The sequence below is a fragment of the Inquilinus ginsengisoli genome, assembly GCF_050434925.1.
Taxonomy (GTDB): domain Bacteria; phylum Pseudomonadota; class Alphaproteobacteria; order DSM-16000; family Inquilinaceae; genus Inquilinus; species Inquilinus ginsengisoli_B.
In genome coordinates, this window is sequence record NZ_JBNDJK010000001.1 from 6,528,595 (window position 1) to 6,549,887 (window position 21,293).

Genomic DNA, 21,293 nt, shown 5'->3' on the forward strand with positions numbered 1-21,293 from the left:
CCCCGGCCGGCCGATATCGGCGACCGACGCCTCAAAAGAACGCGAAGTCGGAGGCAAAAAGCTGCGACGCGCTCGTGAAGCCGATCAGCTTGATGGTGATATCCGTGGTACCATTGCCATCGACGTCGACGAGAGCACGTCCATCTGCAAACCGCGCCTCGCTGTTTCCGCTGGCTCTAAATGCATCCGACCCAAGATAGGTGAAATAGCCATGCAACAGATCCTTAAAACGTAGATTGTCCCCTTTCGAGGAATTGAAATCCGAAATAGTATCTATTCCTTCATTATCACCGTAAAATACAAACCAATCCCCTCCGGCTCCGCCAGTGAGATAGTTATTTCCCTGGCCACCGTTGATGCGATCCCCATAAGATCCACCGGTAATTCTGTCATCTCCGCCACCCCCAAAAATATCACTGCCGTTGTCTCCGCCGACAATGACATCAGCCCCCGCTCCCCCATGAATCGACGGCCCCGAAATACCAGTCCAGGGTTGCTTAAATATCAAACTATTCCCTTCGTCAGACAGAACAATATCAAGCATACTGACACGCTTTCCGGATAAATCTATTGTCCCACCATCGGATATGATAATCGTATTTCCGCCTATAGTGGAAAATTGAGAGATTTGCGCGACAGAAATCTCAAATATTTTGGCGTAACTTGTCAGAGACTCCATATTGTAGAGATATGCTCCAGATATATCAACCGGAGTGCCAAAATCCTCTTCTATGAAAAGGACGTCATTCCCGTCGCCGCCATCAAAAACATCCCCTGCAGTGGCATCTGCACGCGGATCGATTATAATTCCCGCCGCATAGTCCCTCCAACCAATCTTGAGGGTGTCATTGCCAAGACCGCCGCTGATGTGGTCCTTGCCGGCGCCGCCACCTAGAGTATCGGCCCCGGCGCCGCCGATAACGAGATCATTGCCAGCGCCGCCGTTAAGCATATTGTTGCCGGCATTGCCGACGATCGTGTTGGCCGACGCATTGCCGATGCCGTTGATGGAGCTTGTGCCGGTCAGGTTCAGTTCCTCGAAATGGGCTCCGAGCGTGAAGCTGACCGACGACCGAACCCGGTCATAGCCCTCATTCGCGGCTTCCTGGACTTGGTCACCGAGCGAGCCCACATCATAGACGTCGTTGCCGGCCCTGCCGATCAACAGGTCATCACCGGCGCTGCCATTCAACACGTTGTCGCCGGCATTGCCGATGATCGTATTGTTCAACGCATTGCCGGTGCCGACCAGATTGCCGCCGCCGCCGAGGGTCAGATCCTCGATGTTGGCGTCCAGTTGCCAGCTGATCAGCGAGCGAACCCGGTCGTGACCTTCATTTGCGACTTCCGATATCCGGTCGCCACTTGAGTCCACATCGTAGACATCGCCGCCCTTGCCTCCAGCCATCGCGTCATTGCCGGCGCCGCCATTGAGGACGTTGTTGCCGGCATTGCCAACGATGGTGTTGTCCAGCCCGTTGCCGAAGCCGTTGATGTCGGCCCCGCCCGACAACGTCAGAATCTCGACATTGGCCGTCAGCTGATGGCTGACCGAAGCGCGCACCCGGTCGATGCCCTCGCCCGCGCGCTCCACCACCTGGTCGCCTGCGGCGTCGACGTCGTAGGAGTCGTCGCCCAGGCCGCCGACCAGGATATCGGCACCAACACTCCCGATCAGCCAGTCATCGCCGCCCCCGCCGTAGAGCGTGTCGTCGCCACCCAGGCCGTAGATCTGGTCCGCCTCAGCGCTGCCGACGATCCTGTCAGCTGCGGCCGCACCCGAAAACACTGCCATGAAGCCCTCTCCCCCTGCAAATACCCGGCACGCAACGATTGATGTCTCGCGGCCGCGCCGCGCCCCGGGCGCGGTCGACATGGTGATGCCGGATGGATCGCTCGCCGTGAGCCCGCCCGGCAGGGAACCGTCAGGAGAATATGAAGTCGGAGGCGTGGAGCTCGGACGCCGCCGTAATCCCCGTCAGGTTGATGACGATATCCACCGATCCGCTCCCATCCGTGTCGACGAGCACCTGCCCGCCAGCGAACCTGGCCTCGCTGTTGCCACCGGCGGTGAAGGCTGCCGATCCGAGATAGCTGAAGGTACCGTGTAGCAGATTTGAAAAAGCCAGCTTGTCGTCTTGTGCCGACTTGAAATCTGCTATGATATCTATTCCAGAATTTACGCTATAAAACGCGAACTCATCTTCACCGGCGCCTCCTACAAGGCGATCGTTGCCCTCACCACCGCCGAGAACGTCGTTGCCACCTTCACCGCGAAGAATATCATCTCCGGAGTCACCAAAGAACTGATTGTCTACAGTCCCACCTGTGATCTCGTCATCTCCACCTTCGCCGTGAATCGTACCGTATGAATTTGCGCCGACCAGAATATCATCACCGGCTCCGCACGAGATACCAAAATTTATGGATCCGAAAGGACCAGGCCCCAAGATCAATGTATTTCCGAAGCTCGATAGATTTATCCAGTTGAATTGAACATTCATACTGGAGATATCGACGTAGCCACCGTTTGTGATATCAATTTCATTCGCCCGGACTTCTTCAAATGAAGACATTTGAGCAGCCGAAAGCTTGGTTGTGTGAAAATGACTTTCGATATTTTCGATATTCGAGATATTAATTTTGGAAATATCTATAGAAGACAGATCAACTCCGCCGCCGCCGGACAGATCATATTGAACAACCCTTAGTTCATCTGTGCCAGCTCCGCCATCATAAACCTCTCCAGCCGCTATGCCATTGCGAGCATCGAGAGCGAGATCCTCACCGACATTGAGCTCATCATTGCCCGATCCGCCATAGAGTTGATCTCGGCCGATGCCGCCGTAAAGCGTGTCGTCGCCCCCTTCTCCCATCAGGACGTCGTTTCCGGCCAGACCGCTCAGCATATTTCGCCAGCCGCCGCCGACCATGCCGTTGCCCTGCCCGTTGCCATAGGCATCCGCGCCGCCGTTGGTGAGCAACCTCACATTCTCGATAGCGTCGGGGAGAGCGATGGTGAAGCCGTCGTTTCGTATCCTGATTTCGTCGATGCCCCCGCTGGTCTGTTCCACGACCTGGTCGATGAACGCGTCGATGTAATAGATGTCGTTGCCCTGGCCGCCGACCAGAATGTCTTCTCCCTCACCCCCGTCCAGCACGTTGTTTCCGGCATTGCCGGTGATGCTGTTGTTCCGCGCGTTGCCGATGCCGTCCAGATCGCCCGTGCCGAGCAGGGTCAGATTCTCGACATAAGTGCCCAGCCGATAGCTGACCCAGGACCGGACGCTGTCAATACCTTCGGCAACCAGTTCCACCACCCGGTCGCCGGCCGAATCGACCTCGTAGCTGTCGTTGCCCTTCCCTCCATCCATGAGGTCGGCGCCGATACCGCCATCGAGCTCGTCGTTTCCGGCCCCGCCATAGAGGTAGTCGATGCCGTCGGCGCCGAGGAGCCTGTCATTGCCGGCACCGCCGGAAAGCACGTCATTCCCGGCCAACCCGTACAGCAGATTGGCTCCGCCATTGCCAATGATCCTGTTGTCCACCGCATTGCCGACGCCGTCGAGATCGCTTGTGCCGAGCAGCAGCAAATTCTCGACATTCTCGGTCAGCCGATAGCTGACCCAGCCCCGGACGCCGTCGATGCCCTTGCCGGCCTCCTCCACCACCCGGTCGCCGGCGGAGTCGACCTCGTAAGTGTCGTCGCCTGCCCCGCCCTCCATGCGGTCGATTCCGGCGCCGCCATCGACAACATCGCTGCCGTCTCCGCCATAGAGATAATCAATGCCGTCTCCGCCGAAGAGCCTGTCGTTGCCGGCACCGCCGGAAAGCAGATCACTCCCGGCCAGCCCATACAGCAGATTGGCCCCGGCATTGCCGCCGATCCTGTTGTCCAGTGCGTTGCCGACACCGTCGAGATCCTCCGGGCCGACCAGGGTCAGGTTCTCGACATTGCCAGCCAGCCGATAGCTGACCCACGCCCGAACGCCGTCGACCCCCTCGCCCGCCTGCTCCACGATCCGGTCGCTGGCAGCATCGACGTCATAGACATCGTCCCCCTTGCCGCCGACCATCCCATCATTGCCTCTGCCACCCACCAGAAGGTCGTCGCCATCTCCGCCGTAGAGCGCATCATCGCCGTCCCGGCCATAAATCTCGTCCGCCCCGGCGCTGCCGAGGATCGCGTCGGCAGCCGCCGTTCCCCAAAATACTGGCATGAAATCCTCTCCCCCTCAAATCACACGCGCCGCGGCCGGTGTTCCCCGGCCTTCCCGCGCCCATACCAGCTAATCCCGGCTGCGCCCCACTCGGCAATGCGGATTCTGCGAATTCGTGAAAAAATTCACAGATCGGCCGAGCGCCCGGCTACGCCGCCGCCGTGCTAGGGTCCGCCTCGCCCGCCTCCGAACCCGGCCCCGACCCGAGACCGCCATGGCCCGCCGACTGCCTCCACTGATCGCGCTCCGCACCTTCGAGGCCGTCGGCCGCCTCGGCAGCGTCCGCGCCGCGGGGGAGGAGCTGGCGGTCAGCCACACCGTGGTGTCGCGCCATGTCCGCAACCTGGAGCAGCGGCTGGGCGCCCGGCTGCTGCGGCCGGCCGGGCGCGGCCTGGCACTGACGCCGGAAGGGCAGCGCTACCTGGCCCAGATCGCCCAGGCGCTGGACCTGATCGAGCGCGCCACCGCCGAGCTGGCGGCGCCGCGCCGCCGCACCCTCACCATCTGGTGCGCCCCCGGCGTCGCCTCGCGCCGGGTGCTGCCGTTGCTGCCGGAGCTGGAGGCGCTGCTGCCGGAGCACGAGATCACCCTGCTGCCGACCCTGGCCCGGCCGGATTTCGCCCGCGACGAGGCCGATGCCGAGATCATCTATCTGGAGGCGGCAGGGCCACGCGATGGGGTGCGGGCCGAGCTGTTGTCCAGCCCGCGCGTCTTCCCGGTGGCCAGCGCCGCCTTCCGCGCCCGCCATGCCGATGTCGCGGCGCCGGCCGACCTGCTGCGGGTGCCGCTGATCCATGAGGAGTCGACCGAGCAATGGGAGCGCTGGCTGCGCAAGGCCGGGGTGGCCGAGCTGCCGCCGCTGCGCGGCCCGCGGCTGTGGCATGCCCATCTGGCGATCGAGGCAGCGCGGCTGGGCCAGGGCGTCGCCTTGGCCAATGCCGTGCTGGCCGGCGAGGATCTGGCTGCAGGCCTGCTGGTCGAGATGGTGCCGTCCGACATCCGCCTGGGCGGCTATTATTTCCTGTCCGAGGCGGCGCGCTGGGAGGAGCCCGGCCTGGCCACGCTGCGGCGCTGGCTGCGCGATCTGTTCGCGACCCCGAACGGCAATGGTGCATAGAATGCACCGGACACGTTCAAACTAGGCGATTGTGCAGCGGCCCTGCCGCACCGACTCTCTTATGACAGCCTGACCCGAGGGGATGCCCATGACCACCAATGCCGAGCTTTTCCAGCGCCGCAACGCCGCCGTCGTCCGCGGGGTCGGGCACACCACGCCGATCTCCGCCGCCCGCGCGCTGAACGCCGAGATCTGGGATGTCGAGGGCAAGCGCTATGTCGACTTCGCCGGCGGCATCGCGGTGGTCAACACCGGTCATTGCCATCCCAAGGTGATCGCCGCCGTCCAGGAGCAGATGGCGAACTTCACCCACACCTGCTTCCAGGTGATGCTGTACGAGCCCTATATCGAGCTGGCCGAGAAGCTGAATGCGCTGGCGCCGATCAGCGGCCCGCTGAAATCGGTGTTCTTCACCACCGGCGCCGAGGCCACCGAGAATGCGGTCAAGATCGCCCGCGCCGCCACCGGCCGCAGCGGCGTGATCTCGTTCACCGGCGCCTTCCACGGCCGCACCGTGATGGCCTCGGCCATGACCGGCAAGGTGGTGCCGTACAAGAAGGGCCTCGGCCCCGTGCTGCCCGAGGTCTGGCACCTGCCCTTCCCGGTCGCCCAGCACGGCGTCACCGTCGAGGATTCGCTGAAGGCGCTGAGCTTCCTGTTCAAGGCCGATGTCGACCCGTCGCGCGTCGCCGCGATCATCATCGAGCCGGTGCAGGGCGAAGGCGGTTTCTACGAGGTCCCGGCCGAGCTGATGCGCGCCCTGCGCCGGGTCTGCGACGAGCACGGCATCGTGCTGATCGCCGACGAGGTGCAGACCGGCTTCGGCCGCACCGGCAAGATGCTCGCGATGGAGCATTTCGACGTCGAGGCCGACCTGATCTGCGTCGCCAAGAGCCTGGCCGGCGGCTTCCCGCTGTCCGGCGTGATCGGCCGGGCGCCGATCATGGACGCCGCCGATCCGGGCGGGCTGGGCGGCACCTATGCCGGCAACCCGCTGGCCTGCGCCGCGGCGCTGGCGGTGCTGGAGGTGTTCAAGGAGGAGAAGCTGCTGGAGCGCTCCAACGCCATCGGCGCCCGGATCAAGGCGCGGCTGGAGACGCTGTCGCGGCGCAACGACCTGCTGCCGATCGCCGGCATCCGCGGCCTGGGCGGCATGGTCGCCTTCGAGATCGTCAAGTCGCGCGGCGCCTACGACCCGGATGCCGACGCCACCAAGCGGGTGACCCAGAAGGCCTATGAGAACGGCCTGGTGCTGCTGTCCTGCGGCGTCAACGCCAATGTCATCCGCATCCTGGTGCCGCTGACCGCCAGCGACGCCATCGTCGACGAAGGCCTGGACGTGCTGGAGACGGCCCTGGCGGCCGCCTGATCGACCCACGACGACTGCGTCATCCCCGCGAAAGCGGGGATCTCGCGAAGCATCGACCGAAGAGATTCCCGCTTTCGCGGGAATGACGAGAGAGTGTGCGCCTTCGGGCGCCCCCGTTCCGTGACCCCGTGAGGTCCCCAATGTCGACCGTGACCACCCTGACCCTGAACGACCCGACCCTGCTGAAGAGCCAGGCCCTGATCGGCGGCTCCTGGATCGGCGAGGCCGTCGACCCGGTGACCAATCCGGCGACCGGCGAGACGCTGGGCCGCGTGCCCCGCTTCGGCGAGGCCGAGGCCACCGACGCCGTCGAGGCCGCCGAGGCCGCCTTCGGCCCCTGGGCGAAGAAGACCGCCAAGGAGCGTTCCGCCATCCTGCGCCGCTGGTTCGACCTGATCCTGGCGAACAGGGAGGACATCGCCTTGATCATGACCAGCGAGCAGGGCAAGCCGCTGGCCGAGGCGCGCGGCGAGGTCGACTATGCCGCCTCCTTCGTCGAGTTCTACGCCGAGGAGGCCAAGCGCATCTACGGCGAGACCATCCCGAGCCACCGCGCCGACGCCCGCATCCTGGTGCTGCGCCAGCCGATCGGCGTGGTCGCGGCGATCACGCCCTGGAACTTCCCGGCGGCGATGATCACCCGCAAGGTCTCGCCGGCCCTGGCCGCCGGCTGCACCGCCGTGATCAAGCCGGCGCCGGAGACGCCGCTGACCGCCCTCGCTTTGGCCGAGCTGGCGGTGCGCGCCGGCGTGCCGGCGGGCGTCTTGAACGTGATCACCGGCGACGCGCCGAAGATCGGCAAGGTGCTGACCGGTCACCCGGCGGTGAAGTTCGTCGGCTTCACCGGGTCGACCGAGGTCGGCAAGCTCTTGATGCGCCAGGCCGCGGACACGGTGAAGAAGGTCGGGCTGGAGCTCGGCGGCAACGCGCCCTTCATCGTGTTCGACGACGCCGACATCGATGCGGCGGTCGAGGGCGCGCTGGCCTCGAAGTTCCGCAACATGGGCCAGACCTGCGTCTGCGCCAACCGGATCTACGTCCAGGACGCGGTCTACGACGATTTCGTCGCCCGCTTCGCCGCCAAGGTGAAGGCGATGAAGGTCGGCAACGGCACCGAGCCCGGCGTGGTCCAGGGCCCGCTGATCACCATGGAGGCGGTGGAGAAGATCGAGCGCCACATCGCCGACGCCACGGCCAAGGGCGCGGCGGTCGTCACCGGCGGCCATCGCCACGCGCTGGGCGGCACCTTCTTCGAGCCGACGGTGCTGTCCGGCGCCACCACCGAGATGGTGGTGACGCAGGAGGAGACCTTCGGCCCGCTGGCCCCGGTCTACCGCTTCCGCGACGAGGCGGATGTGGTGGCCCAGGCCAACGCCACGCCCTTCGGCCTCGCCGCCTATTTCTACGCCCGCGACCTCGGCCGCGTGTTCCGGGTGGCGGAGGCGCTGGATTACGGCATCGTCGGCGTCAATGCCGGCGTGGTCGCCACCGAGGTCGCTCCCTTCGGCGGGGTCAAGGAATCCGGCCTCGGCCGCGAGGGCTCGCATCACGGCATCGAGGAGTTCGTGGAGCTGAAATACGTCCTGCTCGCCGGGATGGGCAGCTAGGTCATCGGATAGGCAGCAGGCTGGATTCGCCACGGCGAACCCGGCCTGCTCGCCCCATTTCTCTCATTGGGCACCTCGTCGCACCCGGTCAATCGCCCCGATCGACCGGGCGGCCGATCGCCGCGGCAACGAGCGCGTCGCGCACCCGCCGAAACAGCCCGGCCGGAAGGAAGCCGAAGCTCACCGAGGGCTCGCGCCCGCGGATCGGCCGGATGTCGCAGCCGGGCCAGGTGAACCGGTTCCATTCGCTGACGATGATCCAGGAGCGCTCGGCCGACAGGCCGAGCTGACGACGCACCGCCTCCGGAACCCCGACAGCCTCCTGGCCCTGCCCAGGCGGCCTGGTGGTCATCGGCACGACATGGACTTGGTCGAGACCATCGGCCGATTCCGTCACAAGGACAACCGCCACCGGCCGATCCTTCGCGCCTTCGTCGCGCCCCTCCCGATACTCGTGCTCCCAGAGATAGCTGTAGTTGATGACCTCGCCCGGCTTAGGGAGACTTGAGCCTGGCCTCTGCATCTTCACATTCGGATGCGGGTTCGACGGACCGGATCGCCGCGAGGGTTTCGTCATCCAGATCCTCCGCGCAACCCGCGACGCGCTCGCGGCGGCGCAGACGCTCATATTCATCGACGGGAACCATGACGAAGCGCACGCGACCATTCCGGCTGACGCCGACCGGGCGAATCATCGCCTCGTCAGAGTAGCGACCGAACTGCTTCTGCAGCTCACTCGAGGGAACAATCTCCATGGCTTTCGTCATGACCGGGTGCTCCAGCGCGGTTTGCGGGCTTCGGGCTTCAATGCGCGAGGATCTGTGCGTCGGCAGTTTGGGCCTGAGCATGGAGGCGCGATTTTCCGGAAGATAAGGATAATCCGGGAAATCGTCAATTTAGGGAACCACGGCGACAACACGGGACAGCGAAAGTTTGATCGCGCCAAGCCGGCTCAAAAGCGCCGCACAGCATGTGGCTCCATCACCGCCATGGTGAAGCGGACCGACCGCGCGCCCTTACAGGCATAAGCGTGCGGCCTGTCGCTGTGCAGCAGGACCGAGGTGCCGGCCTGGACCTCGTGCGCCCGGCCTTCGACCTCGAGCAGCAGCGTGCCAGCGGTGACGTGCAGCAGCTCGCGCGTGCCGGCCGGATGCGGGTCGGAGACGTGCCGCTCCTTCGGCTTCAGCTCCCAGCTCCACAGCTCCAGCATGTCGGGGCCCTCGCTGCCGACCAGCAGCACCGCGCGGCCGCCCTCCGGCCCGGCCCACAGCCGCGCCGCCTCCTCCGGCGCGACCAGCCGCACCACGTCCTCGCCGCCCAGCTCCACCAGCTGCGCCACCGAGACGCCGAGCGCCGCGGCCACCCGGCACAGCGTGGCGATCGAGGGGTTGGAGCGGGCGTTCTCGATCTGCACCAGCATGCCCTTGCTGACGCCTGACAGCCGGGCCAGCCCTTCCAGCGACAGCCGCCGCGCTCGCCGCAGCTCGGCGACACGGCGCGCCACCGCCGCGGTGGTTTCCGCCTCGGCGCCGTCGGGTGCGGTGTCGGTCAGCGTATTGACCTCTTCGATCGTCATGGCCTATTCAACATAGTGATACATTCGGTCACTTTAACGAACCGATCTCATGTTGTCCTTCACACCCGTCGTCGATCCTGCCGTCCGGGCGCTGCGCCCCGATTTCATGGGGCTGAGCGTGGTGGCACGCGGCGCCCGCAACGGTGGGAGCGATGCCGACGGCGCAGCCCGGCTGGCCGCGGCCTGCCAGGCCGCCGCGACAGGACCGGACTGGGCCGCGGCGCATCTGGAGGCCTGGCGCGAGGCCTATCGCGGCTTCGGCGCCAAGCCGCAGCGTACGCCCTGCTCGGCCGAGGCGCTGCGCAAGCGGGCCCAGCGCGACGGCGGGCTGCCGCCGATCAACCGCATGGTCGACCTTTACAATGCATTGAGCGTGCGCTGGGCGGTGCCGATCGGCGGCGAGGACCTGGCCGCCTATGCCGGGCCGCCGCGGCTGGTGCGGGCGACGGGCGAGGAGGCCTTCGAGATGCTGGCGAACGGCGAGCCCGCGATCGAGCATCCGGAGCCGGGCGAGGTGGTCTGGCGCGACGACCGCGGCGTCACCTGCCGGCGCTGGAACTGGCGGCAGGGCCCGCGCACCCGCCTCGACCTGCCGACCACCGAGATGTGGTTCGTGATCGAACGGCTGGAGCCGATGCCGCTCGCGGCGCTCGAGGCGGTCGGCCGCGAGCTGGCCGACGGCATCCGCGCGATCGCGCCGGCGGCCCGGATCGAAACCACGCTGCTGAGCCCCTGAGCCGGGCGGCCCTGGGCAGGTCGCGCGCATTTGCGCCTCCTCCTGCCCCGGCCACGCCGGGGCATCGCGACGGTCCAGCCGAATGCCGGGTCGATCGCAGCATGTGGGATTTCGGCCGCGGCCGTTAGATCCAGATGAGGATGATCGATGGTACCAGAATCGACGCGAGGCTAGCGATCACGGCCGCGTTTCGAGCGCTCCCGTCAGCCCGACCAGCTCCTGCAGAGGCACCGGCCGCCGGCTTCGCTCTCCGCTCTTGGATGCCTTCGCCCAGAGGGGCGGATAGATCGACATGGCCTGATGCCCGGCCATGGCCGCGACCTCCGCCTGCCATCCATCCCAGCGGGTATTGCCGTAGAATTCCGCCAGATCCCCGTTCAGGAGGAAGGCGACGAACTCCGAATAGCCCAGGCCAAGGCTATCCCAGGCCAGGCTGTCGGGCGCAAAATAGTGGATCTCGCCCGGCGGGCCGGCAAACCGACCGGCATTGACGGCAAAAAGGCCTCCGACGGCATCATCGCCGACCAGTAGCAGCGAATCTCCCGGCACAATCAGACCGCAGATCAGGTTCCAGGACACGAGCGAGCGGCCCAGCCGATCGTCCCCGGACCCCAGCAGCCGCACCCAGCCATGGTCGATCAGCAGCCCGCCGGTCTCATAGACAACTGCGCCGAGAGTCGAGCGCACAGTGACCTGCAGTCGGTGCAAATCAGCCGCAGTCGTTGGCGTGGGTGGGAGGACGTCGACCGGATTGCTGGCACGGCCGATCTCTTGCCGCAACAGCGGCCACGCCGGATCGGCTACGTTGAGAAGATCGTCAAGCGAGCGCATGGCAGCACTCTCTACGGCCGGGGACCGGCCGTTCAGATCCAGCCGCCGTCCACAACATACATCTGGCTGGTGCACATGCGGGCGTCGTCGGAGGCCAGGAAGGCGACCATGCGGGCGATGTCGTCCGGCTCGACGAAGCCCTTCAGGCATTGCGCTGCCATGATCCGCTCGACATATTCGGGCGTGTACCACAGCTTGACCTGCCGCTCGGTCCGGACCGCGCCGGGCAGGACGCAGTTGACCCGGATGCCCTCGGCGCCGAGATCGCGCGCCAGGCTGCGGGTCAGGCCCTCGATCGCCGCCTTGGCCGTGGTGTAGGCCGGCATGCCGCCCATCCCGGCGCGCCACGAGATCGAGCCGAAATTGATCACCGAGCCGCCGCCGGCCTCGCGCATCGCCGGCCGTACCGCCTGCACGGCGAAGAACTGATGCTTCAGGTTCACCGCCAGCCGGTCGTCCCAATACTCCGGCGTCACCTCGTCGATGCTGTGGCGCTGGTCGTGCCCGGCATTGTTGACCAGCACCCGGATCGGCCCGACCGCCGCCTCCGCCGCCCGCACCATGGCGCGCAGCGCATCGATGTCGCGCAGGTCGCAGGGCAGGAAGGCCGGGGCGGCCAGCCCCTTCCCCGCCAGCCGCTCGGCCAGCGCCCGCGACGACTCCGCATCGATGTCGCAGAACACCACCCGGCTGCCCTGGCGGACGAAATGCTCGACCAGGGCGGCGCCGATGCCGGAGCCGCCGCCGGTGATCAGCACGGCCCGGTCCTGCAGGCTGGGATAGAGCGCGAAGTCGGTCATGATGCCGCCTGGATGGGGATGAACAGAATCGGGGTCAGTCGCGGACCAGCGTCAGCTTGCGCTCGAACATCTCCAGCACCTCGGCCAGGGTGTGGCCGCGGCGAAGCCGGTGCCGGCCTTCATAGACGCAGTATTCCGTCCCCTGCGCGGCCAGCACTTTGGCAATGCCGTAGAGCGGCCGGTCATGGCTGTGCCGGAACACGCTGAACACGGCGATGCCGACGCCATGGTCGATCGCATAGTCGCGCCATTCGCCGGCGGCGACACGATCGAAATACAGCCCGAGAAGCTGGCCGAGTTCACCGCGGTTGAAATAGACGCGCCCGCGGCGGCGCCGTATCTGGGAGAGATCGAGAACCTGCGACATACGCCGACGAGACGCCTCGACACCGTTGAGTCGGTCCGCCGAGTGTTGGACAAATCCGGCGCCGCGTCCAGATGGAGTCGCAGCGATCGCCGGATCGGCCGGATCGCCCCGCCGCCGCACATCGCCATACCGCTGCCACACCGTTGGATTGTCTTCCCCGAACCAATCGTCTAGTTAGGGCGGCTCGGCCGCGACGCCCGGCCGAGGCGGCGCCCTGTTCGGAATCCTGTGAATGACCGATATCTTCCGCGAAGTCGACGAAGCCCTGCGCGAGGATCGCGTCAAGGCGATCTGGAACCGGCACGGCACGCTGATCATCGCGGGCGCGGTCGCGATCGTCCTCGGCACCGCCGCCTTCGTCGGCTGGCGCAGCTACAGCCAGAGCCAGGCGCAGTCGCAGACCCTGGCCCTGGTCAACGCTCAGCAGCAGGCCGCCGCCACCCCGCAGAACGCCGCCTCGATCTACGCCGCCGTCGCTGCCGACAGCAGCGCCGACCGCGGGGCCCTGGCCCGCCTGCTGGAGGCGCGCGCCGATCTCGACGCCGGCAAGCGCGACGAGGCCGGCAAGATCTATCAGCAGATCGCCGGCGACAGCGGCGTCAATGCGGTGGTGCGCGACCTCGCCCGACTCTATTCGGTCATGGCCCGGCTCGACGACGGCGACCCCGCGGCGCTGACCGACGAGCTGGCGCCGCTGGCTGCCGACGGCGCGCCCTGGCGCGCCGAGGCGCGCGAGCTGCAGGGCCTGCTGGCCCTGCGCCAGAAGGATGCGGCCAAGGCCCGCGAGATCTTCGAGGCGCTGTCGAAGGACCCGGCCTCGTCCCCCGGCGTGCGCAGCCGGGCCGAACAGCTCCTCAGCATTTCGAGCAATTGAGGGACCACGCCATGCGGCGACGCCACCTGCTGCCCCGGATCTCCGTACTTGCGCTCGCCGGGTTGCTCAGCGCCTGCAGCTGGTTCGAGGAGGCGAAGACGCCGCTGCCGGGCGAACGGATCGCGGTGATCAGCCGAACCCAGGGGCTGGAGCCGTCGGCCGATGCCGGGCAGCCGGCCGTGCTGCCGGCGGTGCGCACCAATCCCGACTGGCGCAACCCGGGCGGGGCGGTGAACCACGTCAACGGCAACCTGGCGCTGAAGATCCCATTCCAGCGGGCGTGGAGCAGCAGCATCGGCACCGGCGACAGCAGCAGCACCGCCCTGCTGACCGGCCCGGTGATCGCCGACGGCAAGGTCTACATCACCGACGCCTCCGGCCGGCTGAGCTCGCTCGACGCCGCCACCGGCCGCTCCTACTGGCGGGTGCGGGTGGCGGATCCGGAGCAGGACAGCGTGCCGATCGGCGGGGGTGCCGCCTATGCCGACGGCACGGTCTACGCCACAACCGGCTTCGGCGAGGCGGTGGCGGTCGACCCGTCGACCGGCGGCCTGATCTGGCGCAGCAAGCTGGCCGGGCCGGTGCGCGGCGCGCCGACCGTGACCCAGGGCCGCGTCGTCACCATCACCGTCGACAACCAGACCGAGGTGCTGGACGCCAAGACCGGCACCGAGGTGTGGAACCACAGCGGCATCACCGAAGCCTCGGCCCTGCTCGGCGGCGGCAGCGCCGCGGTCGACAACGGCGTGGTGGTGGTGCCCTATTCCTCGGGCGAGCTGTACGGCCTGCGGATCGAGAACGGCCGGCCGGTGTGGTCGGCCACGGTCGGCGGCGGCGCCGCCCGTGCCGCGGGCGCCCTGGCCGGTCTGGCCGACATCACCGCGCTGCCGGCGATCGACGGCGACCTAGTGGTCGCGGTCAGCCACGGCAACCAGGCGGTCGGCATCGACATGCGCTCGGGCATCACGGTGTGGGAGCAGCCGATCAGCGGCACCCAGATGCCCTGGGTGGCCGGCGACACCGTCTATCTGGTCTCCAATGAAGGCGTCGCGGTGGCGCTGGCCCGCAACACCGGCAAGGTGCGCTGGGTCCGCGAGCTCGACCGCTGGACCGACCCCGAGGACAAGGAAGGCCCGATCACCTGGACCGGCCCGGTGCTGGCCGGCGACACGCTGGTCCTGGCCAGCTCGACCGGCGACGGCGTGCTGATCTCGCCCAAGACCGGCGAGATTGCCGGGACCTTCGAAACCGACCCGACGCGGATCGCCCCGGTCATCGCCGACGGAACGCTGTATATTGTCAGCACCGGCGGCACCCTGACCGCCTATCGCTGAGCAGTCCAGAGAGCGCATGCCCTTCACCCTCGCCATCATCGGCCGGCCGAATGTCGGCAAGTCGACGCTGTTCAACCGGCTGGTCGGCAAGCGCACCGCGCTGGTCGACGACCTGCCGGGGGTGACGCGCGACCGGCGCATCGGCGATGGGCAGCTGGGCCATCTGACCTTCCGCGTCATCGACACCGCCGGGCTGGAAGAGGCGTTCGACGACAGCCTCGAGGCGCGGATGCGGCAGCAGACCGAGATCGCGCTGCAGGAATCCGACGTCGCGCTGATGATGATCGATGCCCGTGCCGGGGTGACGCCGCTGGACGCGCATTTCGCCAATTGGCTGCGACGCCAGGGCCGGCCGGTCATCCTGGTGGCCAACAAATGCGAAGGCCGCGCCGCCGAGGCCGGGATGCACGAGGCCTGGTCGCTGGGCCTGGGAGAGCCGGTGGCGATCTCGGCCGCCCATGGCCAGGGCCTGGTCGACCTGCTCGATGCGCTGCGGCCGCTGATGCCGGAGGATGGGGCCGACGACGACGCGCCGGTCGAGGACGACGACCAGGTGATGCCGGAGGAGGAAGGCGAAGGCGACGTGGTCGACCCCGAGGTCGAGCTCAGCCGCCCGATCCGCCTTGCCATCATCGGCCGGCCGAATGTCGGCAAATCGACCCTGATGAACGCGCTGCTGCGCGAGAACCGGGTGCTGACCGGGCCCGAGGCCGGGATCACCCGCGACGCGATCATGGTCGACTGGACCTGGCGCGGCCAGGCGATCAAGCTGGTCGACACCGCCGGGCTGCGCCGCAAGGCGCGGATCGACAAGATCGACGACAAGCTCGAATTCATGTCGGTCGGCGACACGCTGGAGACGATCCGGCTGGCCCATGTCTGTGTGCTGCTGCTGGACGCCGGCGCCATCATGGACAAGCAGGACCTGACCATCGCCCGGCACGTGATCGAGGAAGGCCGCGCCCTGGTCATCGCGATCAACAAATGGGACACGGTCGAGGACCATGCCGCGGCGCTGCGGCAGCTGAGCGACAAGCTGCAGACCTCGATGCCGCAAGTGCGCGGCGTGCCGACCGTCACCATCTCCGCCCTGCGCGGCCAGAAGCTGGACAAGCTGATGGACGCGGTGCTGGACATCCACAAGGTGTGGAACCGCCGAGTCCGCACCGGCCCACTGAACCGCTGGCTGCCGGCGATGCTGGACGCGCATCCGCCGCAGCTGGTGCGCGGCCGTCGACTGAAGATCCGCTACATCACCCAGGTCAAGGCCCGGCCGCCGACCTTCGCCCTGTTCGTGTCCCAGGCGGAGGAGTTCCCGGACAGCTATCTGCGCTATCTGGTGAACGGGCTGCGCGAGAGCTTCGATCTGGGCGGCGTGCCGATCCGGGTGGTGCTGCGCCAGCCGAAAAACCCCTACGCCGACAAGGACTGATCGCTGCCGGCCCTTTTGCCGGACGATTGCAATCGGTCCGCGGCGGGGCCACAGTCCCCTTCCCTGCGGGAGGAGATCAGAATGATTCACGAGCTGCGCGTCTATTACGCCGTGCCGGGCAAGCTGCCGGCGGTGGTGAACCGCTTCGAGACCATCACCCTGAAGATCTGGGAGCGCTTCGGCATCCGCCAGGCCGGCTTCTGGACCGTCGACATCGGCGAGAGCAACCAGGCCCTGTACTACCTGCTGGAATGGGAGTCGCTGGCCGAGCGGGAGCAGAAATGGACCGCCTTCGCGACCGACCCGGAGTGGCTCGAGAAGCGTGCCGGAACCGAGCGCGACGGCCCGATCGTGTCGCACATCACCAACACGATCCTGAAGCCGACGGCGTTCTCGAAGGTCAAGTAGGCGACTGACCGACCGACGGGGCGGCCGGTTACGGCCGCCCTTTCCTTTTGCCGGAGAGGGCGATGACGAAGACTTCACCCGACCGGGAGCACTGGGCCCGCGTCGCCCGGGACTGGACCGCCTGGGCGCGGAAGCCGGGCCATGACGCCTTCTGGGCCTATCGCGACGCGCTGATCGGTTATCTCGGCCGCGGCTCGGGCGAGGCGCTGGACCTGGGTTGCGGCGAAGGCCGGGTGTCGCGCGAGCTGACGGCGCTGGGCTACCGCGTCACCGCCGCCGACACCGTGGCCGAGCTGGTCGAGATCGCGGCCGAGGCCGGGTCGGCGCAGGACTACGCCGTGGCCGACGCCGCCGCCCTGCCCTTCGAGGACGGCCGCTTCGACCTGGTGGTCGCCTACAACATGCTGATGGATGTCGAGGACGTGCCGGGCGCGCTGCGCGAGATCCGGCGCGTGCTGCGGCCCGGCGGCACTTTGATGATCTCGCTGGTCCACCCGTTCCGCGACCGCGGCCGCTTTGCCGGGCCGGAGCCGGACGCGCCCTTCATCTTCGAGGGCAGCTATTACGGCCGCGAGCGCTTCGAGGGCAGCGAGGAGCGCGACGGGCTGCGCATGGACTTCGCCGGCTGGTCGCAGCCGCTGGAGGCCTATGCCGCGGCGCTGGAAGCCGCCGGCCTGGCCGTCACCTCGATCCGCGAGCCGCAGCCGGACCACCCGGAGGGCAACGCCCTGCTGCAGCAATGGATGCGGCTGCCGCTGTTCCTGTGGCTGAAGGCCCGGCCGCTGGGGTAGCCGTCCCCCTTCCATTTCTATTTTTATTGTCATCCTCGGGCTTGACCCGAGGATCCAGGGGCGGCCGGAGCGGTTCTCGATGGCCCCTGGATTGCCGGGGCAAGCCCGGCAATGACAGGAAAAAGGCGAGACATGACAGAAAGGGAACAAAAACAGTCGACTAGGACAGGATCTTCCCCGGGTTGAGAATCCCCTTCGGGTCCAGCGCTGCCTTGATCGCCGCCATCGCCGCCCGCCGGGCCGGGTCGCCGTAGCGGCGGAAGGCGTCCTGCTTCTCCAGCCCGATGCCGTGCTCGGCGGAGAAGGAGCCGCCGGCCTCGGCCAGCCCGTCATAGAGGATCGCCTCGATCCGCGCCTCCGACCCTTCCGGCCGGTCGCCGATCATGACATGCAGGTTGCCGTCAGCGAGATGGCCGAAGACATAGACCCGCATCGCCGGCGAGAAGGCCGCGGCCAGGTCAGAGCGCATCCGCTCGACATAGCCGGGCAGCCCCGACAGCGGCACCGAGACGTCGAAGGTCTTGGCGTCCGGGCAGGGCCGGCTGACCGCGTCGGAATCGTCGCGGATGCGCCAGAACATCTCGCGCTGCCGCTCGTTCTGCGCCAGGGCGGCGCCGGTCACCGGCCCCTCCTCCCACAACGCCCCGATCTCCGCCTCCATCGCTGTGGCGATGTCGATGTCCGGGTCCTGCTCGGCCTCGGTCAGCAGATAGACCGGCGCCGGGTCGAGGCCGAAGCCGGACAGGGCAACGCCATGCTCCCGCGCCACCGTCTCGGCATAAGCGTGCCACAGGATCTCCAGCGCCCGCAGCCGGCCGGGGAAGCGGTCGCGCAGCCGCCCGGCCACGGTCAGCGCCGCCTCGGCCGAGGCGCAGGCGACCAGCGCCGTCGCCGCCGGGCCGACCAGCCGCTCCAGCCGGATCACGGCCCGGGTGACGATGCCCAGCGTGCCCTCCGACCCCGCGATCAGGTCCTTCAGATCGTAGCCGGTGTTGTTCTTCAGCACCCGCACCAGGTCGGACACCAAGGTGCCGTCGGCGCCCAGGAACTCCAGGCCGAACACCCGGTTCCGCATGGTGCCGCGGCGGAACGCCTCGATGCCGCCGGCATTGGTCGCGATCAGCCCGCCGATGGTGGCGGAGCCGCGGGCGGCGAGGTCGATGCCGGGGGTCAGGCCGTGTTCGGCGGCTGCCTCCTGCAGCTGCTGCAGCGTCACCCCGGCCTCGACCACGGCGAGCCGTGCGGCGGTGTCGATCTCGAGGATGCGGTCGAGCCGGCGGGTGCTGAGCACGATCTGCCCGGGCCGCGAGGCGCCGCCGCCGACCAGGCCGGTTCGGCCGCCATGCGGCACGACGGACACGCCGGCCTCATGGCACAGCGCCAGCACCGCCGACGCCTCATCCACGCTGCGGGGCGAGGCCTGGATGCCGGCCGCCAGGTTGTCGGGGTGGTAGCCGGGATCGAGGCCGGCCAGGGCTTCCGCCCGTGCGACCCCGCCCGGACCGAGCAGCGCGTCGAGGCGGGCGAGGAAGGCGGCGTCGAGGGTGGTCATGGCAGTCCCGGTCGGTGACGGCCGAGAATGGCGGGGGAGGCCATTGCAAGCAAGCCGCAACCCCAAAGCTGTCATGCCCGGGCTTGACCCGGGCATCCAGAGAATGTCGACATCTCCTGGATTGCCGGGTCAAGCCCGGCAATGACAGCAAATAGGGTCTGCCTTCCCCGTTACGCCGCCTTGCGCGCCGCGACGAACACCGACTCGTCGGTGCCCAGCGGCACCGGCTCCGGCCGCTGGCAGACGCTCTCGATGGTGACGTGCCGGCCCTCGGTCGAGGACAGCGCGAACGCCTCCATCACCTCGAGCGCATGCAGCGCCAGGTCACCGGAGGCGCGGTGCGGCCGGCCCTCGCGGATCGCCACGGCCATGTCGAGCGCACCGATGATGCGGTAGTCGGCCACCGACCGGCCATCCTTCAGCGGCCGGTTCGGCACGCCGAAGGGATGCACGGAAATGTCGACATCCTGCCAGTCGCCGCCTTGATCGGTGATCTGCGGCGCGCCGCCGAAGAAGTTCGGGTCGGGCACCAGCAGCGAGCCCTCGGTGCCGTAGATCTCGAACGGGATGCGCTTGTTCTTCCACACGTCCCAGGACGCGGTCAGCGAGATGTTGGCGCCGCTCTCGAACTCCAGCACGCCATTGACCGTGGTCGGCACCTCGACCTGGATGATCTGGCCGTTGAGCGGCTCGCTGGTGACGGTGCGGGTCGGGTAGCCCTTAGTGGCGACCGCCGCCACCCGCTTCACCGGCCCCAGCAGGTTGATCAGCTGGGTGACGTAGTACGGCCCGATGTCGAGGATCGGCCCGCCGCCCGGCTTGAAGAAGAATTCCGGGTTCGGGTGCCACATCTCCATGCCGCGCGAGATCACCGCCGCGGCACCGCCGACCACCTGGCCGATGCGGCCTTCGTCGATCACCCGGCGGCAGGCCTGGTGGGCGCCGCCGAGAAAGGTGTCGGGCGCGCAACCGATGCGCAGGCCGGCCTTTGCCGCGGCCTCGGCCAGGGCGCGGGCATCGGCCAGCGTCGCCGCCAGCGGCTTCTCCAGATAGACATGCTTGCCGGCGGCGATGATCTGCAGCCCGACCGCGGCATGGGCCAGCGGCACGGTCAGGTTGATGACGATCTCGATCTCGGGGTCGGCCAGCAGCTCGTCGACCGAGAGGGCGGTGACGCCGTATTGCTGGGCCTTGGCTTCGGCCGCCTCGCGCCGCAGGTCGGCGCAGGCCTTGACGCGCACCAGGCTGGAGCCGGCGGCGCCGCGGAAATAGGCGTCGCTGATGTTGCCGCAGCCGATGATGCCGAGGGTGACGGGGGTCATGGATGGAGTCTCCGGGGTGTCTTGGTTGGCCGTCCGTCGGTGCCACCCCTTCCCCACCCTGTCATTGCCGGGCTTGACCCGGCAATCCAGAAGCTGTCGACAGTCTCTGGATGCCCGGGTCAAGCCCGGGCATGACAGTAAGGGGACAAGGCGGTATCGGCGAAGACCTTCAGGTCAGGCCGGCAGGCCCTTGAGGAAGTCGAAGCTGGCCTTGGCGAAGGCGTCGGGGTGCTTGGGGTTGTCGTGCTCGACCACCATCCACTCGGCGCCCGCCGCGCGGCATTCGCGCCACAGCCGCGGCCAATCGAGCGTGCCGGTGCCGACATCGGTCCAGCCATCCTCGTCGGTCTTCTGGCCGGCCGGGGCGATGTCCTTGACATGGGCCGAGGTCACCCGCGCCTTCTCCTTCACCAGCCACTCGGACGGATTGGCCCCGCCGCGTGCCAGCCAGGCGACGTCGACCTGCCAGGTCAGCGGAAGGCCGTTGGCGCCGTCGAAGAAATGCGCCAGCACCGGGCGGCCGTCCTCCGCCGCCTCCAGCTCCCAATGGTGGTTGTGGTAGCCGAGCTTGATGCCCTTGTCGGCCAGCCGGGCCGCGAACTCGCCCAGCTCCTGGCCGGCGCGGCGCCAATGCTCACCGCCGCCCTTGCGCTCCTCGGTCGGCAGGGCCGGCATGAACAGCTGGGTCAGGCCGACCGTCTTGGCGCCCTCGACCACCCAGTCCAGCCGCTCGCGCAGCGCCGGCAGGCCGATATGGCCGGACGACGCCGTCAGGCCGCGGGAATCGAGCTTGCGGCGGGTGCCGGCGGCGTCGTCGAAATGCGACTGGATCGTCTCGACATGGCGGTAGCCGGCGGCCGCCACGGCATCGAGCTGCTTGTCGAGATCGCCATAGTTGCGGAGGCTGTAGAGCTGGATGGAGATCACATCCGGAGTGGACATCGCTTCCTCGTGGTT

20 protein-coding genes are annotated in these 21,293 nt (G+C 67.6%); 9 read left to right on the plus strand and 11 right to left on the minus strand.

Annotated features, from left to right (window positions below):
* Positions 1–31: 31 nt before the first annotated feature.
* Positions 32–1,795, minus strand: coding sequence for a calcium-binding protein (locus QFZ27_RS31065; protein ID WP_429230325.1), 1,764 nt, complete (start codon positions 1,793–1,795; stop codon positions 32–34).
* A 130-nt stretch (positions 1,796–1,925) separates the two neighbouring features.
* Entirely contained in the window at positions 1,926–4,220 is a 2,295-nt protein-coding gene (locus QFZ27_RS31070; protein ID WP_429230326.1) for a calcium-binding protein, read from the minus strand.
* A gap of 214 nt (positions 4,221–4,434) precedes the next feature.
* Between QFZ27_RS31070 and QFZ27_RS31075 the strand changes: the two genes are divergently transcribed.
* The 3 genes from QFZ27_RS31075 to QFZ27_RS31085 all read left to right on the plus strand — a co-directional run bounded on the left by QFZ27_RS31075 (position 4,435) and on the right by QFZ27_RS31085 (position 8,313).
* On the plus strand, positions 4,435–5,337 hold the full coding sequence (locus QFZ27_RS31075; protein ID WP_429230327.1) for a LysR substrate-binding domain-containing protein: 903 nt from the start codon (positions 4,435–4,437) through the stop codon (positions 5,335–5,337).
* Positions 5,338–5,425: 88 nt separating this feature from the next.
* Positions 5,426–6,706: a 4-aminobutyrate--2-oxoglutarate transaminase gene (gabT, locus tag QFZ27_RS31080; RefSeq protein WP_429230328.1), complete on the plus strand. Its 1,281-nt coding sequence runs from the start codon at positions 5,426–5,428 to the stop codon at positions 6,704–6,706.
* 140 nt (positions 6,707–6,846) lie between these two features.
* Entirely contained in the window at positions 6,847–8,313 is a 1,467-nt protein-coding gene (locus QFZ27_RS31085) for an NAD-dependent succinate-semialdehyde dehydrogenase (RefSeq protein WP_429230329.1), read from the plus strand.
* A gap of 88 nt (positions 8,314–8,401) precedes the next feature.
* On the opposite strand, the gene QFZ27_RS31090 is transcribed toward QFZ27_RS31085, so the two are convergent.
* From QFZ27_RS31090 to QFZ27_RS31100, 3 genes are all read right to left on the minus strand, one after another.
* The gene (locus tag QFZ27_RS31090) at positions 8,402–8,725 is read right to left on the minus strand and encodes a hypothetical protein (RefSeq protein ID WP_429230330.1); all 324 of its coding nucleotides are present in this window, start codon (positions 8,723–8,725) and stop codon (positions 8,402–8,404) included.
* An 82-nt stretch (positions 8,726–8,807) separates the two neighbouring features.
* Entirely contained in the window at positions 8,808–9,080 is a 273-nt protein-coding gene (locus QFZ27_RS31095; protein WP_429230331.1) for a type II toxin-antitoxin system Phd/YefM family antitoxin, read from the minus strand.
* 185 nt (positions 9,081–9,265) lie between these two features.
* The gene (locus tag QFZ27_RS31100; protein WP_429230332.1) at positions 9,266–9,889 is read right to left on the minus strand and encodes a helix-turn-helix domain-containing protein; all 624 of its coding nucleotides are present in this window, start codon (positions 9,887–9,889) and stop codon (positions 9,266–9,268) included.
* Between the two features lie 49 nt (positions 9,890–9,938).
* Here QFZ27_RS31100 and QFZ27_RS31105 point away from each other — a divergent pair, with 49 nt between their 5' ends.
* Positions 9,939–10,625: a B3/B4 domain-containing protein gene (locus tag QFZ27_RS31105; protein WP_429230333.1), complete on the plus strand. Its 687-nt coding sequence runs from the start codon at positions 9,939–9,941 to the stop codon at positions 10,623–10,625.
* Positions 10,626–10,802: 177 nt separating this feature from the next.
* Here QFZ27_RS31105 and QFZ27_RS31110 read toward each other — a convergent pair whose 3' ends face one another.
* From QFZ27_RS31110 to QFZ27_RS31120, 3 genes are read right to left on the minus strand one after another with little or no spacing between them, the layout of a single operon-like run.
* Positions 10,803–11,456 carry a DUF2625 family protein gene (locus tag QFZ27_RS31110; protein WP_429230334.1) on the minus strand — a complete coding sequence of 218 codons (654 nt, stop codon included), beginning with the start codon at positions 11,454–11,456 and terminating at the stop codon, positions 10,803–10,805.
* Between the two features lie 32 nt (positions 11,457–11,488).
* The gene (locus QFZ27_RS31115) at positions 11,489–12,256 is read right to left on the minus strand and encodes an SDR family NAD(P)-dependent oxidoreductase (RefSeq protein ID WP_429230335.1); all 768 of its coding nucleotides are present in this window, start codon (positions 12,254–12,256) and stop codon (positions 11,489–11,491) included.
* Positions 12,257–12,290: 34 nt separating this feature from the next.
* The gene (locus tag QFZ27_RS31120) at positions 12,291–12,623 is read right to left on the minus strand and encodes a DUF2794 domain-containing protein (protein WP_429230336.1); all 333 of its coding nucleotides are present in this window, start codon (positions 12,621–12,623) and stop codon (positions 12,291–12,293) included.
* A gap of 232 nt (positions 12,624–12,855) precedes the next feature.
* Between QFZ27_RS31120 and QFZ27_RS31125 the strand changes: the two genes are divergently transcribed.
* From QFZ27_RS31125 to QFZ27_RS31145, 5 genes are all read left to right on the plus strand, one after another.
* Entirely contained in the window at positions 12,856–13,497 is a 642-nt protein-coding gene (locus tag QFZ27_RS31125) for a tetratricopeptide repeat protein (protein WP_429230337.1), read from the plus strand.
* Positions 13,498–13,508: 11 nt separating this feature from the next.
* Positions 13,509–14,831, plus strand: a complete 1,323-nt coding sequence (locus tag QFZ27_RS31130; protein ID WP_429230338.1) for an outer membrane protein assembly factor BamB family protein — start codon at positions 13,509–13,511, stop codon at positions 14,829–14,831.
* 16 nt (positions 14,832–14,847) lie between these two features.
* Positions 14,848–16,263 (plus strand): ribosome biogenesis GTPase Der, encoded by a 1,416-nt coding sequence (gene der / locus QFZ27_RS31135; protein ID WP_429230339.1) that lies wholly within the window; start codon positions 14,848–14,850, stop codon positions 16,261–16,263.
* Positions 16,264–16,344: 81 nt separating this feature from the next.
* On the plus strand, positions 16,345–16,671 hold the full coding sequence (locus QFZ27_RS31140) for an NIPSNAP family protein (protein ID WP_429230340.1): 327 nt from the start codon (positions 16,345–16,347) through the stop codon (positions 16,669–16,671).
* A gap of 62 nt (positions 16,672–16,733) precedes the next feature.
* The gene (locus tag QFZ27_RS31145) at positions 16,734–17,462 is read left to right on the plus strand and encodes a class I SAM-dependent methyltransferase (RefSeq protein WP_429230341.1); all 729 of its coding nucleotides are present in this window, start codon (positions 16,734–16,736) and stop codon (positions 17,460–17,462) included.
* 160 nt (positions 17,463–17,622) lie between these two features.
* Here the strand turns inward: QFZ27_RS31145 and QFZ27_RS31150 are convergent, their stop codons facing one another.
* From QFZ27_RS31150 to QFZ27_RS31160, 3 genes are all read right to left on the minus strand, one after another.
* Positions 17,623–19,014, minus strand: coding sequence for an FAD-binding oxidoreductase (locus tag QFZ27_RS31150; RefSeq protein WP_429230342.1), 1,392 nt, complete (start codon positions 19,012–19,014; stop codon positions 17,623–17,625).
* A 170-nt stretch (positions 19,015–19,184) separates the two neighbouring features.
* Positions 19,185–20,336, minus strand: coding sequence for a Gfo/Idh/MocA family protein (locus QFZ27_RS31155; RefSeq protein WP_429230343.1), 1,152 nt, complete (start codon positions 20,334–20,336; stop codon positions 19,185–19,187).
* A gap of 174 nt (positions 20,337–20,510) precedes the next feature.
* Positions 20,511–21,278 carry a sugar phosphate isomerase/epimerase family protein gene (locus tag QFZ27_RS31160; protein WP_429230344.1) on the minus strand — a complete coding sequence of 256 codons (768 nt, stop codon included), beginning with the start codon at positions 21,276–21,278 and terminating at the stop codon, positions 20,511–20,513.
* Positions 21,279–21,293 lie beyond the last annotated feature (15 nt).

Coding starts and splice junctions, on each gene's coding strand:
- QFZ27_RS31105 (WP_429230333.1), top strand. CDS start 9,939: ATGTTGTCCTTCACACCCGTCGTCGATCCTGCCGTCCGGGCGCTGCGC.
- QFZ27_RS31110 (WP_429230334.1), bottom strand. CDS start 11,456: ATGCGCTCGCTTGACGATCTTCTCAACGTAGCCGATCCGGCGTGGCCG.
- QFZ27_RS31085 (WP_429230329.1), top strand. CDS start 6,847: ATGTCGACCGTGACCACCCTGACCCTGAACGACCCGACCCTGCTGAAG.
- QFZ27_RS31140 (WP_429230340.1), top strand. CDS start 16,345: ATGATTCACGAGCTGCGCGTCTATTACGCCGTGCCGGGCAAGCTGCCG.
- QFZ27_RS31095 (WP_429230331.1), bottom strand. CDS start 9,080: ATGACGAAAGCCATGGAGATTGTTCCCTCGAGTGAGCTGCAGAAGCAG.
- QFZ27_RS31150 (WP_429230342.1), bottom strand. CDS start 19,014: ATGACCACCCTCGACGCCGCCTTCCTCGCCCGCCTCGACGCGCTGCTC.
- QFZ27_RS31125 (WP_429230337.1), top strand. CDS start 12,856: ATGACCGATATCTTCCGCGAAGTCGACGAAGCCCTGCGCGAGGATCGC.
- QFZ27_RS31115 (WP_429230335.1), bottom strand. CDS start 12,256: ATGACCGACTTCGCGCTCTATCCCAGCCTGCAGGACCGGGCCGTGCTG.
- der (WP_429230339.1), top strand. CDS start 14,848: ATGCCCTTCACCCTCGCCATCATCGGCCGGCCGAATGTCGGCAAGTCG.
- QFZ27_RS31075 (WP_429230327.1), top strand. CDS start 4,435: ATGGCCCGCCGACTGCCTCCACTGATCGCGCTCCGCACCTTCGAGGCC.
- QFZ27_RS31145 (WP_429230341.1), top strand. CDS start 16,734: ATGACGAAGACTTCACCCGACCGGGAGCACTGGGCCCGCGTCGCCCGG.
- QFZ27_RS31160 (WP_429230344.1), bottom strand. CDS start 21,278: ATGTCCACTCCGGATGTGATCTCCATCCAGCTCTACAGCCTCCGCAAC.
- QFZ27_RS31155 (WP_429230343.1), bottom strand. CDS start 20,336: ATGACCCCCGTCACCCTCGGCATCATCGGCTGCGGCAACATCAGCGAC.
- QFZ27_RS31070 (WP_429230326.1), bottom strand. CDS start 4,220: ATGCCAGTATTTTGGGGAACGGCGGCTGCCGACGCGATCCTCGGCAGC.
- QFZ27_RS31130 (WP_429230338.1), top strand. CDS start 13,509: ATGCGGCGACGCCACCTGCTGCCCCGGATCTCCGTACTTGCGCTCGCC.
- QFZ27_RS31120 (WP_429230336.1), bottom strand. CDS start 12,623: ATGTCGCAGGTTCTCGATCTCTCCCAGATACGGCGCCGCCGCGGGCGC.
- QFZ27_RS31065 (WP_429230325.1), bottom strand. CDS start 1,795: ATGGCAGTGTTTTCGGGTGCGGCCGCAGCTGACAGGATCGTCGGCAGC.
- gabT (WP_429230328.1), top strand. CDS start 5,426: ATGACCACCAATGCCGAGCTTTTCCAGCGCCGCAACGCCGCCGTCGTC.
- QFZ27_RS31100 (WP_429230332.1), bottom strand. CDS start 9,889: ATGACGATCGAAGAGGTCAATACGCTGACCGACACCGCACCCGACGGC.